At 66.0% G+C, this 15,561-nt stretch carries 16 protein-coding genes and 1 other RNA gene; 15 read left to right on the top strand and 2 right to left on the bottom strand.

The features are described from left to right. Positions 1–64: 64 nt before the first annotated feature. Entirely contained in the window at positions 65–2,767 is a 2,703-nt protein-coding gene (locus tag QCD75_RS16365; RefSeq protein WP_301230350.1) for a GH25 family lysozyme, read from the bottom strand. A 293-nt stretch (positions 2,768–3,060) separates the two neighbouring features. Between QCD75_RS16365 and QCD75_RS16360 the strand changes: the two genes are divergently transcribed. The 15 genes from QCD75_RS16360 (at position 3,061) to QCD75_RS16290 (ending at position 14,958) form a co-directional block, all read left to right on the top strand. Beyond that, positions 3,061–4,284, top strand: coding sequence for a CpaF family protein (locus QCD75_RS16360; RefSeq protein ID WP_301230349.1), 1,224 nt, complete (start codon positions 3,061–3,063; stop codon positions 4,282–4,284). Further along, on the top strand, positions 4,284–5,138 hold the full coding sequence (locus QCD75_RS16355) for a type II secretion system F family protein (protein ID WP_301230348.1): 855 nt from the start codon (positions 4,284–4,286) through the stop codon (positions 5,136–5,138). Before QCD75_RS16360 ends, QCD75_RS16355 begins: the two co-directional genes overlap by 1 nt. Further along, entirely contained in the window at positions 5,135–6,076 is a 942-nt protein-coding gene (locus QCD75_RS16350) for a type II secretion system F family protein (protein WP_301230347.1), read from the top strand. Before QCD75_RS16355 ends, QCD75_RS16350 begins: the two co-directional genes overlap by 4 nt. A 120-nt stretch (positions 6,077–6,196) precedes the next feature. Next, entirely contained in the window at positions 6,197–6,394 is a 198-nt protein-coding gene (locus QCD75_RS16345) for a hypothetical protein (RefSeq protein WP_301230378.1), read from the top strand. Positions 6,395–6,403: 9 nt separating this feature from the next. Beyond that, positions 6,404–6,796: a TadE family protein gene (locus QCD75_RS16340; RefSeq protein ID WP_441005505.1), complete on the top strand. Its 393-nt coding sequence runs from the start codon at positions 6,404–6,406 to the stop codon at positions 6,794–6,796. Then, entirely contained in the window at positions 6,777–7,268 is a 492-nt protein-coding gene (locus QCD75_RS16335) for a hypothetical protein (RefSeq protein WP_301230345.1), read from the top strand. The genes QCD75_RS16340 and QCD75_RS16335 overlap by 20 nt, the downstream gene beginning before the upstream one ends. A gap of 167 nt (positions 7,269–7,435) precedes the next feature. Then, complete coding sequence (locus tag QCD75_RS16330; protein WP_301230344.1) at positions 7,436–7,846, top strand: pilus assembly protein TadG-related protein; 411 nt, start codon at positions 7,436–7,438, stop codon at positions 7,844–7,846. 75 nt (positions 7,847–7,921) lie between these two features. Further along, complete coding sequence (gene prfB / locus QCD75_RS16325) at positions 7,922–9,037, top strand: peptide chain release factor 2 (RefSeq protein ID WP_069952285.1); 1,116 nt, start codon at positions 7,922–7,924, stop codon at positions 9,035–9,037. A 262-nt stretch (positions 9,038–9,299) separates the two neighbouring features. Next, positions 9,300–10,106, top strand: coding sequence for a cell division ATP-binding protein FtsE (gene ftsE, locus QCD75_RS16320; RefSeq protein WP_301230343.1), 807 nt, complete (start codon positions 9,300–9,302; stop codon positions 10,104–10,106). Further along, the gene (gene ftsX, locus QCD75_RS16315) at positions 10,103–11,017 is read left to right on the top strand and encodes a permease-like cell division protein FtsX (protein WP_301230342.1); all 915 of its coding nucleotides are present in this window, start codon (positions 10,103–10,105) and stop codon (positions 11,015–11,017) included. Before ftsE ends, ftsX begins: the two co-directional genes overlap by 4 nt. A gap of 97 nt (positions 11,018–11,114) precedes the next feature. Next, the gene (locus QCD75_RS16310) at positions 11,115–12,446 is read left to right on the top strand and encodes a peptidoglycan DD-metalloendopeptidase family protein (RefSeq protein ID WP_441005504.1); all 1,332 of its coding nucleotides are present in this window, start codon (positions 11,115–11,117) and stop codon (positions 12,444–12,446) included. A 109-nt stretch (positions 12,447–12,555) separates the two neighbouring features. Next, the gene (gene smpB / locus QCD75_RS16305) at positions 12,556–13,026 is read left to right on the top strand and encodes an SsrA-binding protein SmpB (RefSeq protein ID WP_226759107.1); all 471 of its coding nucleotides are present in this window, start codon (positions 12,556–12,558) and stop codon (positions 13,024–13,026) included. A 139-nt stretch (positions 13,027–13,165) separates the two neighbouring features. Next, positions 13,166–13,534: a transfer-messenger RNA gene (ssrA, locus tag QCD75_RS16300) on the top strand. Positions 13,535–13,634: 100 nt separating this feature from the next. Continuing rightward, the gene (locus QCD75_RS16295) at positions 13,635–13,838 is read left to right on the top strand and encodes a hypothetical protein (RefSeq protein WP_301230341.1); all 204 of its coding nucleotides are present in this window, start codon (positions 13,635–13,637) and stop codon (positions 13,836–13,838) included. Further along, complete coding sequence (locus QCD75_RS16290; protein ID WP_301230340.1) at positions 13,831–14,958, top strand: tyrosine-type recombinase/integrase; 1,128 nt, start codon at positions 13,831–13,833, stop codon at positions 14,956–14,958. The genes QCD75_RS16295 and QCD75_RS16290 overlap by 8 nt, the downstream gene beginning before the upstream one ends. On the opposite strand, the gene QCD75_RS16285 is transcribed toward QCD75_RS16290, so the two are convergent. Next, positions 14,955–15,308, bottom strand: a complete 354-nt coding sequence (locus QCD75_RS16285; protein ID WP_301230339.1) for a hypothetical protein — start codon at positions 15,306–15,308, stop codon at positions 14,955–14,957. The two genes, QCD75_RS16290 and QCD75_RS16285, sit on opposite strands and share 4 nt — an antisense overlap. Between the last annotated feature and the right edge of the window lie 253 nt (positions 15,309–15,561).

Below are 15,561 nucleotides of genomic sequence, written 5' to 3'. Positions count from 1 at the left end.
GCTGACGGGTCTGCCTCGGATCATGGCTCTATGTAGTCTAAGTCAGTCCGGGGCACCGGTTTGCTCAGAGAACCACGGCCAGGGTGCGGGGAAGGTAACCCTCGCTGGGCTTCATCCCGGTTCCTGAATACGCCCAGAGGGAGCCGTCCGGCCGGCGGGCGACCAGATCCGGGGTCTTGTCGCCGTTGAGGTCCCAGCCGTTGAGGATCCGGTCATAGACGTTCCAGCCCGTTCCGATCCGGATGGTGGCGCCGGGTTTGCCGCTGCCATCCCCGGGATAGAGCCATAGCGTGCCGTCGGGCCTGCGGGCAAGAAGGTCGTTCTTCCCGTCGGCGTTGAAGTCGCCAGCGCCAACGAGCTGGTCGAAGGCATCCCAGCCGTAGTCCCCGACCTTGACTGCACCCTGATAGCCGCTGTTGGCCGCGTCGACTTTCCCGGTTCCCTTGTAGAGCCACAACGAGCCGTCGGGCTTCCGGGCGAGGAGGTCGTTCTTGCCGTCGCCATTGAAATCCCCGACGCCGGTGATCGTATCGAAGACCTCCCAGCCGGCCAGGCCGATCTTGGTCGCGCCGGAATACCCGTTGCTGGCCGTATCCACGCGCCCGGTCCCCTGATACAGCCACAGCGTCCCGTCCGGTTTCCTGGCCACGAGGTCGTTCTTGCCGTCGCCGTTGAAGTCCCCGACGCCGGCGAACGCATCGAAGACCTCCCAGCCGTAGTCGCCGATCTTCTTCGGGGTGCCGTAGGCTCCTGTCCCGTTTCCGGGGTAAAACCACAAGGATCCGTCAGGCTTGCGGGCCAGCAGGTCGCCTTTTCCGTCCCCGTTGAAGTCCTGGACTGCCACGAGCGCGTCGAAGCCACCCCAGCCGTAGTCCCCGATCTTCCGGGCGGTCTGGTAGCCCTGGTCCTTCATGGCGGTTCCGGCATAGAAGTAGACGGCTCCGGTGGCGTCGCCGGCCACGAAGTCGGCCATCCGGTCGCCGTTGGCGTCCCCGGTGCCCACGATGTCGTTGTAGATTCCCCAGCCGGAACCTATTTGGCGGCCGTTGACCAGGGCGGCGCGGCCGGTGTTGGAGTAGAGCCACAGGGTCCCGTCAGGCCGCCGGCCCGCGAGATCGTTGGTCCCGTCGCCGTCGAAGTCCCGGATGGCGATGAGCTGGTCAAAAATCTGCCAGCCGAAGTCGATCTTGCGTGCCGTGCCGGTCTGGCCGGTGCCGGTCCCCGAATAGAGATACAGGCTTCCGTCCGGGGTGCGGGCCACCAGGTCGGGCTTTCCGTCGCCGTCGAAATCCCTGACGCCGAGGAGGCTGTCAAAGGCGTCCCAGCCGAATTCCCCGATCCTGACGGCGGGACGGTAGCCCTCGTCGGTTGCCGACACCGTTCCGGTGCCCGCATAGAACCAGAGTGAGCCGTCCAGTTTCCTGGCGACAAGATCGTTTTTTCCATCGGAGTTGTAGTCACCCACCCCGAGGACCCGGTCATAGATTCCCCAGCCGGATCCGATCCGGCGCCCCGCCAGAAACTGTCCTGCGCCGTTGCCTGGGTAGAACCAGAGCTCGCCGTCGGCCCTGCGCTGGATCTGGTCGGCCAGGCCGTCGCCGTCGAAATCGCCGGGCGCCACGAGCCTGCGTGTCGGATCGGTCGGGACCGGCGGCGCCGGCGGTGCCGGCGGCGGACTGCCCGTGGCGAAGCGCTGCAGGCTGGCGTAGTCGCCGTTCCAGACGTTGGAGTCACCGGCGCCGCCGGCGAAGGGTCCGGACTCGCTGTACTGCCAGAAGCTGAAGTTGGCCCAGCTGGCCGGCAGGGCGCCGGGGCTGTCACTGGGCAAGCCCGGCCAGCGCGCGATCCACAGCGGCCAGTTGCCGAAACCGGCGGGTCCCCCGGTGCAGTAGTTCCACCACGAGGTGGTGGTGTACATGACAGGCAGGCGCCCGGTCAGTGCCTGCATGGTGCTGCCAAAGTCGCTGGCCCAGGACGTCAGCTGGGCCGGTGTCATGTCGTAGCACGTGTTGCCCTGGTAGTAGCCATTAATGGTCTGGCCGGCGTAGGGGTTGCCTTCAAAATCGAGTACGGGAGGCAGGGTGTAGCCGTCCGCGCTCCAGCCGCCGCCGTTTTGGACGAAGATCCGGGCCTGGTCGGCGCCGGAGGAGGCCGCGGGGTTGGCGAAATGGTAGGCGCCGCGAATCATGCCAACGGCCCTGGATCCCAGGTACTGGTTGCTGAATGTGCTGCTGGTGAAGTAGTTTCCCTCGGTGGCCTTGATGTAGGCGAAGCGGGCGCCCGTGTTCCACTCGGTCTGCCAGTTGACGCCGGCCTGGTACTGGCTGACGTCGAGTCCCTGCACGCCGAAACTTGGCATCCAGGTGCTTTGCGTGGACAGTGCCTGGGTGGTCGCGGTCTTGGCTCCGGCAGGTGACGCGGCGGCCCGTGTCCCCTGCCCCATCTCGGCGCCGCCGGCCTTGGTGGCTTCGGCCATGGCGGTCCGGTAGGCCTCTGACGTTTTATCAACCGTTGGCCGGGCGGTGCTTGCCGACGGCGTGGGTGCCGGCGCTGCGGTGGCCAGGGCCTGAGCTGGCGAGTCCGTCGGCGGGATGGGGGTGGCCGGTGTCAAAGGTGCCGTCGTCGCAGCCGGGGTTGCCGTCGGTGCCGGCTCGACGGCGGCCGCGGGGCCGGCCATGGCCGGTCCGGCGACAAGGGTGGCAGCCAGCAGTGCGGCTCCGACCCGGCTGACGAGGTGACTGTTTGGGGGAAGTAGGGTCCGCTTCATTTTCCGCTCCGGGACAACACGCTCGTGGCAGTGTCATAGTGATCTCGCGCCCGGCAAAATCAGGACGATGCTGTCCGGGATCTGAGAATGTCTGACTTGTCGCGCTCACACTAACACCGCAGGTTGGAAGGAGCCAGAGTTTCTGGTGTTACTAATGTGAATATTGTTGTGATACCTGTTGCGGGTTTTCCACATGCGGCCCCGTCGGCCCTTGTCCGGCGGCCCGCCCACGCTTAGCTTTAACCCAATTGCAGTGCCCCGGAAACAGGGCGGCAGTCATATTGGGGGCCATTGTGGAGGCTGTACGCATTGTCGAGGACGAAGTCCGCGAGCTGATCCGCCGCCGCGGCCTCGACCCCTTGAGGCAGGTCGGCGAGGTCCGCCGCCTGGTCGAGGCAGCCGTCACGGATTATGACGAACGGGCCCTGTTGGCACCCCTGCCTCCCATCGGCCCGCTCGAAACTGCCCGCAGGTTTGTCTTCGACGCCGTGGCAGGGTTCGGGGCCCTTCAGCCACTGCTCGACGATACGGCCATTGAGGAAATCTGGCTGAACGCCCCCAACGAGATCTATGTGGCGCGGAACGGCGAATCCGAGCTGACCTCGGTCTCGCTCACGGAGCAGCAGGTCAGGGACCTCGTGGAACGGATGCTCAAGAGTTCCGGGCGCCGCCTGGACATGTCGTCTCCCTTCGTGGATGCGGCGCTGCCGGACGGTTCCCGCCTGCACGTTGTGATCCCGGATGTCACTCGGCGGCACTGGGCTATTAATATCCGCAAGTTCGTAGTGAAGGCCAGCAGGCTCGAACACCTCGTCGAACTGGGCACGCTGACGCCGCAGGCCGCCCGCTTCCTCGGCGCTGCCGTGGCCAGCGGCCTGAACATCCTGGTCTCCGGCTCCACCCAGGCCGGCAAGACCACCATGCTTAACTGCCTGGCAGCGAGCATCGGAACACGCGAACGAGTCGTCACCGTCGAGGAGATCTTCGAACTGCAGTTCCCGCTTCGGGACGTTGTGGGGCTGCAGTGCCGGCAGCCAAACCTGGAGGGCGAAGGCGAAATTCCCATGCGGCGGCTGGTGAAGGAGGCGCTGCGCATGCGCCCGGACCGGCTGGTGGTGGGCGAGGTCCGGGAGGCCGAGAGCCTGGACATGCTGATCGCCCTGAATTCGGGCCTGCCCGGGATGTGCACGGTCCATGCGAATTCGGCGCACGACGCTGTCACGAAGATCTGCACCCTCCCGCTGCTGGCGGGCGAAAACATCTCCAGCGCTTTCGTGGTTCCGACCGTCGCGTCCTGCATCGATCTCGTGGTCCACTGTGCCCGGCATTCCAGCGGACGCAGGGAAGTGACAGAGATCCTGTCGTTGGGCCGGAGAGTTGAAAACGGCATCATCGAATCCTCGATGGTCTTCGCCTTCAAGGACGGACAGCTGCAACCCAAGGCCAACTCAATGCCGGCGGCTGAGAAGTTTGCCAGGGCGGGGTTCGACGTCGCGGCGCTGCTGGAGCCACGCTGATGGCAGCGCTGCTGGGCATGCTCGCCGGTGCCGGACTCCTGCTGATCTGGTGGTCTGCCTGGGAACAGCCAAAAGCGGCCCGGCGCGTGCCAAGAACCAGCCGTCTGGAGGATCTGCTGCGCTCGGCAGGAATCGAGAAGGTCAGTGGCGCCGGTCTGCTGGCAAGCTGCCTCGGTGTCGGCACGTTCACGATGCTCGTCTTCTTCGCGGTGACCAGGTCGTGGCCGATCGCGGGCTGCTTTGGCTTGTTTGGCGGCTGGCTGCCCATGGCCATCGTGAAATGGCGGGCCCGGAAGCGCACCGCTGTTCTGCGGCAACTGTGGCCCGACGTCGTCGACCATCTGCGGTCGGCGATCCGTGCCGGTTTGTCGCTGCCGGAAGCGCTCATCCAGCTGGGTGACAAGGGTCCCGAGGAACTCCGTCGTGTCTTCCGCGATTTTGGCTCCGACTACCGGGCCGGAGGGCAATTCGACCCCTCCCTGACCAGGCTGAAGGACCGGCTGGCGGATCCCGTGGCCGACCGGATCGTCGAAGCACTCCGGTTGACCAGGGAGGTGGGCGGCTCGGATCTTGGCCGGCTGCTTGGCACACTCGCGGAATTCCTGCGGGAAAGTGCCCGAACCAGGAGCGAGCTGGAGGCCCGGCAGTCCTGGACCGTCAACGCGGCGCGGCTGGCAGTCGCGGCCCCCTGGATCGTCCTGATGCTGCTGGCAAGCCGGCCCGAAGCGGTGGCTGCCTACAACACGCCGCTCGGGGCCGCCGTCCTGACTGGGGGCCTGGCGGTGTCCCTGATCTCATATGCCATCATGCTGCGCATCGGGGCGCTCCCGGCAGATGAGCGGGTCCTTCGATGACAGGGCTGCTGGCGACCGCCATCGCCTGCGGAGTAGTCCTTGGCTGCGGTATCTGGTTGCTGCTGGCCAGGCTGCCGTTCATGCGGCCAACCACTTTCGTCGAACGCATCGGCCCGCAATTGAAGTCCCACAACCTGGAATCCCGGCTCCTGCGGGCTGCGCCGCGGAACTTCACCCCGTTCGGACCGCTGGAACGAATCCTGCGGCCGGTCATCGGCGATGCCCTCTCGTGGCTGGGGAAGCTGAACCCCGGGTCCTCGGCCCTGAACCGCCGCCTGGCCAGAGCCGGGAACGTCACGTCGCCGGGCGATTTCCGGGCAGAACAGCTCCTCTGCGGCGCAGGCGGTTTCATCGCGGCGGCCGGAGCTGTAGTGCTGGCCGGCGTGGCCGGACGGTTCAGCCCGCTCCTCGCCGCCGTGCTGGTGATTGGCAGTGCCGCCGGCGGTTACATGCTGCGCGACTACCTGCTGGGAGCCCAGATCAGGAAGCGTGAAGCACGCATGATGGCGGAGTTCCCCAGCGTCGCTGAACTTATGGCCCTCGCCGTCAGCGCGGGCGAGAGTGCGACGGGCGCACTCGACAGAGTGTGCCGCAGCGCCCGGGGGGAGTTGTCTAAGGACTTCACCCGCGTCCTCGCGGAAACCAGGGCAGGGAAGCCGCTCGTCGAGGCCCTGCAGGAATTCTCGGCACGGACCGAGCTTGGACCGTTGCTCCGCTTCGTGGACGGGCTCGTCGTGGCGGTTGAACGGGGAACGCCCCTGGCTGAGGTGTTGCGGGCCCAGGCCCAGGACGCCCGCGATACGGCGAAGCGGGAGCTGATGGAGTCGGCGGGAAAGAAGGAAATCGCAATGATGGTTCCCGTCGTTTTCGGCGTACTGCCGCTGACGGTCGTGTTCGCCGTCTTTCCCGGCCTGGCTGCCATCAGCATGGGTTTGTGACCGCACCCGACAGGGAGACGCAAGGAAGCAGCAGGAAGACACCCGAACCACCGACAAAAAGGGGAGAAAGTGAAACAGATCCTGAACCGAATGGCGCTGTTGCTTTGCACCATCAGCCTGATGCCCGGGCACGCCGGGGCGTACGGCGCCGTGGGGCGGCAGCCTGACCGGCCCGGTGACCATCGCGAGCGGGGCGATGTGCCCGGCTGGGTGATGATCACGCTGATGTCGGCAGTCCTCGTTGCCGCGCTCCTCGCACTCGCCGGCCCGGCCCTGGAAGGACTGTTCAACCAGGCCATGGACAAGGTGGGGCAGTAACAGGTGCGGCTGCCCGGCACCGGCTGGGGCAAGACGGACGAAAGGGGTTCGGCGGTGGTGGACTTCGTCCTCGTGGGCGGGCTGCTGACGCTGTTCTTCCTCGCCATCGTCCAACTCACCCTCGTGCTGCACGTCCGGAACACGCTGATCGACGCTGCGGCCTCCGGCGCCAGATACGGCACCCTCGCGGACCGCAGCGCCGTTGACGCCAAGGACCGGGCCTCGCAGCTGATCTCGATCGCCCTCAACCCGGAATTCGCCCAGAACGTGACCACAAGCGAAGCCACGTACCAGGGCATCCGGACCCTGGAAGTCACGGTCCGTGCGCCCCTGCCCGTGATCGGGCTGATCGGCCCCCGCGCAGTCCTGGAGGTGAAAGGGCATGCGGCCATCCAGCCCTGACGCACCGGACCGGTGGGGCGGGGGAGCGACCCCGGGGGCAAACACCGCGGGACCGGACGACGCCGAGCGGGGAAGCGCCGTGGTCGAATTCACGTTCCTGTCGCTGCTTTTGATGGTGCCGCTGGTCTACTTCATCGTCACGATGGGCCAGCTTCAGGGCGGCTCATTTGCGGTTGTTGGCGCCGCGGACCAGGCCGCGAAGGTCTTCGTGGCCCAGACGGACGCGGCCGGCGGCCGGGCCGCCGCCGAGCGAGCGGTTCTGCTGGCGCTCGCCGACTACGGGCACTCCGCCGCCAATGCACGGGTCGAGACCAGTTGCGCCCCCGCGGACTGCATGGCTGCCGGTTCGGCCGTGACGGTCACCGTCCATCTCACCGTGCCGTTGCCGTTCGTTCCGTTCAGCGAGGTGCTGAACCTGAACGCCGGGCAGCTCAGCGCCTCCGCCACTCAGCTGGTGGGCCGCTTCCGATGAACGTTTCCGTGACGCCCCGCCCTCAGCGCCCGCGGCAGCAACCTCAGCCAGCGGATCAACACCGGTATCGACACGGCGGGGATCAACGCACTGGGGACCAACACTGCGGGGATCAACAGCACGACGATCCACAGCACGGGGACCAACGCAGCGACGCCGGGCAGCTGATGGTGCTGATCATCGGCTTCGTCCTGCTCGCGCTGCTTCTCGCCACCGTCGTCATCGCCGCCTCCAGCGTCTACATCGAGCACAAGAAGCTCCTGTCGCTGGCCGACGGCGCCTCGGTGGCCGCCGCCGACAGCTTCACCCTTGGGCAGCTCGAAACCGTTGGCGGCACCCCCATCGCCATCCTGACCGGCGCCCGCGTGCGGAGCACCGCCGTCGACTTCCTGGACCGCAGCAGCGCCTTCACCCGGTTCAGCGGCCTAGCCGTCGGGCCGGGAACGGGCAGCCCGGACGGATCCACCGCCGTCGTGGTGCTCAGCGCCGCGGTGCATCCTCCCGTCGCCAACTTCCTCGTCCCGGACGGCATCAGGATCGAAGCGACTTCGACGGCGCGCTCCCGGCTCACGCGGTAGCCCCTGGGTTGCTGCCCGGCCTGGCCGGCGACCCAGTCAGGGCGGCCCGCACGGATAGCGTACGCTTAAAAAACCATGGCAAACATTGATTTTCCCGCAGAAATCCGCGCCTTGCGCGCCACCTACGCCTCCATCGAGAACGTTTCGAATGTCGAGGCGCTGAAGGAAGACATCGCCGAACTCAGCGAACGGGCCGGTGAACCCAACCTGTGGGACGACCCCGCAGCCGCCCAGGTCATCACCTCGCGGCTCTCGCACCGCCAGTCCGAACTCGCGCGCCTGAACTCGCTCACGTCGCGGATTGACGACCTCGAAGTCCTCGTGGAGCTGGGCCAGGACGAGGACGATGCGGACTCCATGGGGGAGGCCGCCACCGAACTGGAATCGATCCGCAAGGCGCTGAAGGAACTCGAAGTCGTGACGCTGCTGTCCGGCGAGTTCGACGAGCGAGAAGCCGTCGTCACGATCCGCGCCGGCGCCGGCGGCGTTGACGCCGCGGACTTCGCCGAAATGCTGCTCCGGATGTACCTGCGCTGGGCCGAACGCCACGGCTACCCGACCACCATCATGGACACCTCCTACGCCGAAGAGGCCGGGCTGAAGTCCGCCACGTTCGAGGTCAAGGCCCCCTACGCCTACGGCACACTCAGCGTCGAGGCCGGTACCCACCGCCTGGTCCGGATCAGCCCCTTCGACAACCAGGGCCGCCGCCAGACCTCGTTTGCCGCCGTCGAAGTCATCCCGCTGATCGAGCAGACGGACTCCATCGATATCCCGGACAACGAGATCCGCGTCGACGTCTTCCGTTCCTCCGGCCCGGGCGGGCAGTCGGTCAACACCACGGACTCCGCCGTGCGCCTGACCCACATCCCCACCGGTACCGTGGTCTCGATGCAGAACGAGAAGTCCCAGCTGCAGAACCGCGCCGCTGCCCTGCGCGTGCTGCAGTCCCGGCTCCTGCTGCTCAAGAAGGAGCAGGAGGATGCGGAGAAGAAGGCGTTCGCCGGCGACGTCAAGGCCTCCTGGGGCGACCAGATGCGCTCGTACGTCCTGAACCCTTACCAGATGGTCAAGGACCTCCGCACCGAGCACGAGGTCGGCAACACCTCCGCCGTGTTCGACGGCGAGATCGACGACTTCATCGACGCCGGCATCCGCTGGCGGACCGACAACCGCAACGCAGACAAGTAACTGCGGACAAAGTAGCCGCTGGCCAAGTAACCGCGGCTAGGCAACCCGCACCAGAGTAGGCGCGGGCTCATCCTCCTCTGCCTCTTGCGTCACACCCGCCCCTTCCGGCTAATCCTGCGACACGCCCCCGCGCTCGGGCCGATCCCCCGGAGCGCGTGCGTATAGTCGAGAAGCCGGAGCTCTACTTCCCCCACTAGAAAGCCCGCGCACCGGCGGCAGAACTGGGCCCTACCCGTCCACGTCCTGCAGGGTATTTAGGGCCATGATCCGTTTCGAAAATGTCACCAAGGTCTATGACCAGACGGCGCGACCCGCGCTGGATAAGATCAACCTTGAGATCGACCGGGGCGAATTCGCCTTCCTGGTCGGGGCCTCAGGCTCCGGCAAATCGACCTTCCTGCGCCTGGTCCTCAAAGAGGACCGGGCCTCCTCGGGTGCCGTTTACGTGGCCGGGCAGAACGTCGCGAACATCTCCAGCTGGCGCGTGCCGAGGCTCCGCCGCGGGATCGGCGTGGTGTTCCAGGACTTCCGCCTGCTGCCGCAGAAAACTGTGTTCGCCAACGTCGCCTTCGCCATGCAGGTCATCGGCAAGAGCCGCAGCGTCATCCGCGACACCGTCCCTGAGGTCCTGAAAACCGTCGGGCTCGAAGGCAAGGAAAACCGTCTTCCGCATGAACTTTCCGGCGGTGAGCAGCAGCGCGTGGCGATCGCCCGCGCCGTCGTCAACCGCCCGGGCATCCTGCTGGCCGATGAGCCCACGGGCAACCTGGACCCCACCACCTCCATGGGCATCATGGGGGTACTGGACAAGATCAACCAGAACGGCACCACCGTCGTCATGGCCACCCACGATGACGACATCGTCAACGAGATGCGCAAACGCGTCGTCGAACTCCGCAACGGGATCGTCATCCGGGACGAGGCCAGGGCCCTGTACACCTCCATGATTCCGGTCGTGGGACAGTCCCGCCGCCTGCGGGACGCCAGCGGGCGGGACGCCGAACCGGCCCCCGACCCGGCCGGAACCACCCGCACCGAAGTGCGTGACGCAGGGGAGAACCAGCTGTGAGGCTCCAATTCGTCCTCGCCGAAATCGGCAGCGGACTGCGCCGCAACCTCTCCATGGTGGTCTCGGTCATCCTGGTGACGTTCGTGTCCCTGACCTTTGTCGGCGCCGCGGGCATGCTGCAGCTGCAGATCAACCAGATGAAGGGCTACTGGTACGACAAAGTCCAGGTCGCCATCTTCCTCTGCAGTGACGGTTCGACGGCGACCGGCTGCGCCACCGGCCCCGCCACCCCGGAACAGCAGGACAACGTGGCCAAGCTCCTGGCGTCGCCCGCGGTTTCCCAGTACGTCAACGACTTCCAGTTCGAGTCCAAGGACGACGCGTACAAGCACTTCAAGGAGCAGTTCTCCAATTCCCCGATCGTGGACTCCGTGACACCGGACCAGCTCCCGGCCTCCTTCCGGATCAACATGAAGGACCCCGAGAAGTATCAGATCATCAGCGAGACTTTCTCCTCCCAGGCCGGCGTCGAAACCGTCATCGACCAGCGCCAGCTGCTGGAACGGCTGTTCTCCGTGATGAACGCCGCGTCCCTCGTGGCCGTGAGCGTCGCCGGGGTGATGATTGTCTGCGCCATCCTGCTGATCGCCACCACCATCCGGCTGTCGGCGTTCAGCAGGCGAAGGGAAACCGGAATCATGCGCCTCGTCGGGGCGTCGAAGATCGTGATCCAGCTGCCGTTCATCCTCGAGGGCGTGATCGCCGCAGTGATTGGCGCGGTGCTGGCCTCGGGAACGCTGTGGGCCGTGGCGCACTTCTTCCTTGGCGGGTACCTGTCCAAGCAGTATCCGGACACCGCCTTCATCTCCGCAGGTCAGACCCTGGTCCTGGCGCCGGCCCTGATTGGTCTCGGCGTTCTGCTGGCAGGCGTATCATCACTCCTGACCCTCCGTCGCTACTTGAGGGTCTAGGGTGCACAACGACAAGGGATGGCCCATGACACCGATGCATCGACTGGCCCCGCGTACGGCCTCTACCGGGCTCCCCGGTGCCGGCCGCCGCAGCCGCATGGTCGGCGCCGCGCTGGCGCTCGTCCTGGCGGGGAGCATGTGCGCCTCGGGCCCGGTTGCCTTCGCCGACACCCTCGAGGACCAGCAGGCCGCGCTCCGCGAGGAAGCGGCCCGGGTCCAGCATTCCCTGGAGTTCGTGGACTCGCGGATCGCGCAGGCCGCCTCCGACCTCGTCATCTACCAGGGCCAGCTCCCCGGTGCGCAGCAGGCCCTGCTCGAAGCCCAGGGGCGCGTTGCCAGCGCTGTCAAGGAGTCCGAGGCTCTCGCCGCCCGGGTGGACCTGGCACAGCAGAACAAAGCCAAAATTAGCCAGCAGCTCGAGACGGACAAGCAGAAAATTGCCGACACCAAGAAGCTGATCGGGCAGATCGCCACCCAGGCCTACAAATCCGGCGGGGTCCCCTCCAACCTTTCGCTGTTCTTCGGCTCGAACAACAGCGGCAGCCTCACGGACACCATCGACCTGGCCGACCAGGCGATGCGCAGCCAGAACTCCGCGATGGACAAGCTCACCCAGCAGAACGCCACCAACGTCAACTCCCAGGCCCGGCTCGAAGCCGTGGAGGTCGAAATCAAGGACCTCAAGGCCAAAGCCGATGCCGCGCTGGCCCGCGAACAGGCCGCCCGGGACGAGGCCGAGTCCAAAAAGTCCCAGGTGGACAAGCTCATCGCCGACACCACCCGGCTCGACGCCGAACTCCAGGCCGCCAAACCCGGAATCCAGACCCAGCTCGCCCAGGTCAAGTCCCAGCAGGACGCCGTAGCGGCGGATATCGCCGAGCGCGACCGCAAGCTCCGAGAGGCCTGGGAGGCCGAACAGCGCCGGATCGCCGAGGCCGCCGCGGCAGCCGCCCGCGCCCAGGGCCAGGCCAAGCCGCCGTATGTCCCCGCCCCGGCCGGACCGCCGTCGGCCTTCGGACTGCGTCACCCCTTCAACGGTGTCCCGATCAGCTCGGGCTTCGGCTGGCGCTCCACGCCGCCGGGCACCATCGACTTCTACGGCCAGGGCGGCTACATGCACACCGGCATCGATTTTGCCGCAGCCTGCGGCACGCCGGTGTACGCCGCGGCGGCCGGAACCGTGTTCTCGGCCGGCTGGGCCAACGACGGCGGCGGCAACAACGTGAAGATCTCCCACGGCGTCGTCCAGGGGAACTCGCTGACCACCATCTACTACCACAACACCAGCGTGGTGGTCTCCCCGGGCCAGCAGGTCAGCCAGGGCCAGCTCATCGCCTACTCGGGAACCACCGGCAACTCCACCGGCTGCCATTCGCACTTCGAGACCTGGCTCAACGGCCGGGCCGTGGACCCGATGACCCTGCTCTGATCCGCCTGGAGCGGAAGCCTCACGGCTGACCCGCGGCCCTGCCGTAAACTGGATAGGACGCCGCGCCGCACAGGCTGCGGCCCCACCCATCGATCCAAGGAGTTCTACCGTGCCGAAAGAAAGTGGCCGTAAGGTAGTGGCCACCAACCGCAAGGCCCGGCACGACTACACCATCCTCGACACCTACGAGGCCGGGATCGCGCTGATGGGAACGGAGGTGAAGTCCCTCCGCGAGGGACACGCCTCCATGGTCGACGGCTTCTGCACCTTCTACAACGACGAGCTGTGGATGGAGGGCATCCACATCCCCGAGTACCACCAGGGGAGCTGGACCAACCATGCCGCACGCCGGCGCCGGAAACTGCTGCTGCACCGCGACGAGCTCACCAAGATCTCGCACAAGATCCGCGAATCGGGCTTCACCATTGTCCCCCTCCAGCTGTATTTCCTGGACGGCCGGGCCAAGGTCGAGATCGGCGTCGCCCGCGGCAAGAAGGAATACGACAAGCGCCAGACCCTGCGCGAGCAGCAGGACAAGCGCGAAGCCCTTCGCGTCATGCGCGAGCGGAACCGGCGCTAGGAGCTTGGCCGAAACCGGCGGGAATGATTCTGCCGGGACGTGCGTTATGCTAGGTAGTCCGGGAAGGAACGGCGCGGAATCGGTTCAGCAACAACGAAGCGGTTCAGCAACTTTCCTCACCGGTTTGATAAAAAAATACGGGGATGATCGGTTTCGACGATGTTAGTCGCGACAGGTGAAGCGGGCCGAGGATGCAGAATTATCTCGTAAACGCTGTCTGCAAACCAATAAGTGCCGAATCAAAACGCACTGACTTCGCTCTCGCTGCCTAAGCAGTAAGACAGTCCGTCAGCCCGAGGTTGCTATTGCCCCGGATCCTGGCGTCATTTAGATAGCCACTGCTGTTTACCCCCGTCATCGGGGTGAACGGGACTCTTAGATGACTGGGCCCGGATCAGCCAGCTGTTTGTAGCATGGCTGGGGCCGAGAAAATCCAACGCAAACTGCGCCCGGAGAAGCCCTGACAACACGACATCGGACGGGGGTTCAATTCCCCCCATCTCCACTAGAGTTAGCCCCTAGATCCTTGTGATCTAGGGGCTTTCTTTTTGGCTGTTGCCACAAGCCCCGGATTTGTTGCCACGAAACGGGACCGATAGGGGACAGGCATGGAAGCGAAACAGGACGGAACGGCACAGAGCGAACACTCGGGGGAGTGGTCCAGAGTCGACGAACTGAACTGGGCCGCCGACCGGTCCACCATCCGCGTGATCAAAAAGCGCGGCGAGGAACCATCCGACTGGCTGGCCACCGAGTACCGCGAACTCAGCGCGCGCCGCAAGGCTGCATGCCAGGTCACGCCCCGTGGCTAGCATCCAGGAGAGGCCACGCACTGACGGCTCCACCGGCTTTCGCGTTGTCTGGCGGGACTCGGACAAGGGCATCCGTAGCCGGACGTTCACAGACAAGGCCAAGGCTGTCGAGCTGAAGGACTTCCTAGACGGCAACGGCAACAGCTTCAAGCTCGCGGCGAAAGCGAAGATCCGCAAGGACTCCACCGCGCCGACCGTCTCCGATGTCGTGGTGCGCCACATCGACCTACTGCGCAAGCCACAGCCCGGCACGATCGCGAAGTACCGGAAGATGGCCGCCGCGCACATCGACTCCAGCGACCTCGGCCGGACCCCGGTGGACAAGGTCACGAAGGCCGCTGTGATCGACTGGCTCGACGGGCTCGTGGTCAGCAAGGGCGCCAACCAGACTGTCGATCAGCCACTCTCGCGCAAGACGAAACAGAACATCCACGCACTGCTCTCCGCCGCGTTCGTCACCGCCATGGACGCCGAAACGATGCACCGCAACCCGGCCAAGGGTGTCGCCGAAGCCGACCTCAACGAAGCGCGCGAGGCCGTCTACCTCTCACCCGAGGATCTCGTCATGCTCGCGGACCGCATCGACCCGCACTACTCCCTGTTCATCCGGTTCCTGTCCGGCACCGGGCTCCGGTACTCCGAAGCAACAGCACTCCGCCGGCGCGACATCACGATGAAGGATGGCCGCGCCGCCGTGCGCGTCTCCCGGGCATGGAAGTCCAAGGGTAAGGGCGAAGAGATCGGGCCCCCCAAGACGAAGAAGGCCAACCGCACCGTCACCTGCAACGCGGCTCTCTCAGCTGCCCTGGCGGAACGACTGAAGCAGATCCAGCTGGACGACTTCGTATTCCAGCGGCCCGATGGCGACTACGTCCGCAACTCACGCTTCCACAAAGAGGTCTGGCAGCCGCTCATGGGCGAGCTGGTCGGCAAGGAGCTGGACCGCAAGCCATGGATCCACGAGATCCGGCACGCACACACCACACACCTGCTGGACGCCAACGTGCCCGTCCACGTGGTGCAGGCCCGGCTGGGTCACGAGGACCCGCAGACGACGCTGCGCGTCTACGCACGGCTCGCGAAGGCGTCCGACGCTGCAGCTGCTGACGCTCTCGACTAGGCGGGCAGGAAGCCGGGTAGGCGCGCGCCCCAACGGACCCCGCGAAGGTTTTCAGGGCAGCGGCGGTACTCTTCGATGTCCCATTCGGAGTCGGTGACGCGGCGGACGTTGCCGGCGGGGATCCATGCCCAGTGCGCGTGGTGCTCGTCGTCCTGCCAGGACACGAGGATGTGGGATGGGTTCCAGCGTTCGGCGACGGCGTAGACGGCCACTGTGCCCTCCGCGAGAGGGAGTGTGGCCATGACCTTCGGGTACTGCCCGTACGTCCACGAGTGCGCGGCCTCCGGGTCGTGGCCCGGGTCCGGCCGCAGGTACTCGTAGGTGATCCCGTCAAGGGTGAACGATGCCATGCCGCCATCGTATCCAGACGCAAAAAGACCCCGCCCGCTGTCCGGAGACAACGTGCGGGGTCTGGTGCCGCCACCACTGGGGGATGTGGCGGGACCGACCAACCATAGGTTGGGCACTGCTGCGAGTCAAACGAACGCTGCCAGGGCACAGAAAAGGCCCCGCCCACCGAAGTGGACGGGGCGATTTCGGGGAGGGTCACTTAACCGGTCGAAAGGACCGTTGAAGTGGCCGTAGGATTGGCGCAGACTTTCA

This window comes from Arthrobacter sp. PsM3, assembly GCF_030433895.1.
Taxonomy (GTDB): domain Bacteria; phylum Actinomycetota; class Actinomycetes; order Actinomycetales; family Micrococcaceae; genus Arthrobacter.
The sequence above is the reverse complement of the archived record's forward strand: the minus strand, read 5'-3'. Positions and strand labels throughout refer to the sequence as shown.

Coding starts and splice junctions, on each gene's coding strand:
- QCD75_RS16365 (WP_301230350.1), bottom strand. CDS start 2,767: ATGAAGCGGACCCTACTTCCCCCAAACAGTCACCTCGTCAGCCGGGTC.
- QCD75_RS16355 (WP_301230348.1), top strand. CDS start 4,284: ATGGCAGCGCTGCTGGGCATGCTCGCCGGTGCCGGACTCCTGCTGATC.
- QCD75_RS16350 (WP_301230347.1), top strand. CDS start 5,135: ATGACAGGGCTGCTGGCGACCGCCATCGCCTGCGGAGTAGTCCTTGGC.
- QCD75_RS16345 (WP_301230378.1), top strand. CDS start 6,197: ATGCCCGGGCACGCCGGGGCGTACGGCGCCGTGGGGCGGCAGCCTGAC.
- QCD75_RS16335 (WP_301230345.1), top strand. CDS start 6,777: ATGCGGCCATCCAGCCCTGACGCACCGGACCGGTGGGGCGGGGGAGCG.
- QCD75_RS16330 (WP_301230344.1), top strand. CDS start 7,436: ATGGTGCTGATCATCGGCTTCGTCCTGCTCGCGCTGCTTCTCGCCACC.
- prfB (WP_069952285.1), top strand. CDS start 7,922: ATGGCAAACATTGATTTTCCCGCAGAAATCCGCGCCTTGCGCGCCACC.
- ftsE (WP_301230343.1), top strand. CDS start 9,300: ATGATCCGTTTCGAAAATGTCACCAAGGTCTATGACCAGACGGCGCGA.
- QCD75_RS16310 (WP_441005504.1), top strand. CDS start 11,115: ATGGTCGGCGCCGCGCTGGCGCTCGTCCTGGCGGGGAGCATGTGCGCC.
- QCD75_RS16295 (WP_301230341.1), top strand. CDS start 13,635: ATGGAAGCGAAACAGGACGGAACGGCACAGAGCGAACACTCGGGGGAG.
- QCD75_RS16285 (WP_301230339.1), bottom strand. CDS start 15,308: ATGGCATCGTTCACCCTTGACGGGATCACCTACGAGTACCTGCGGCCG.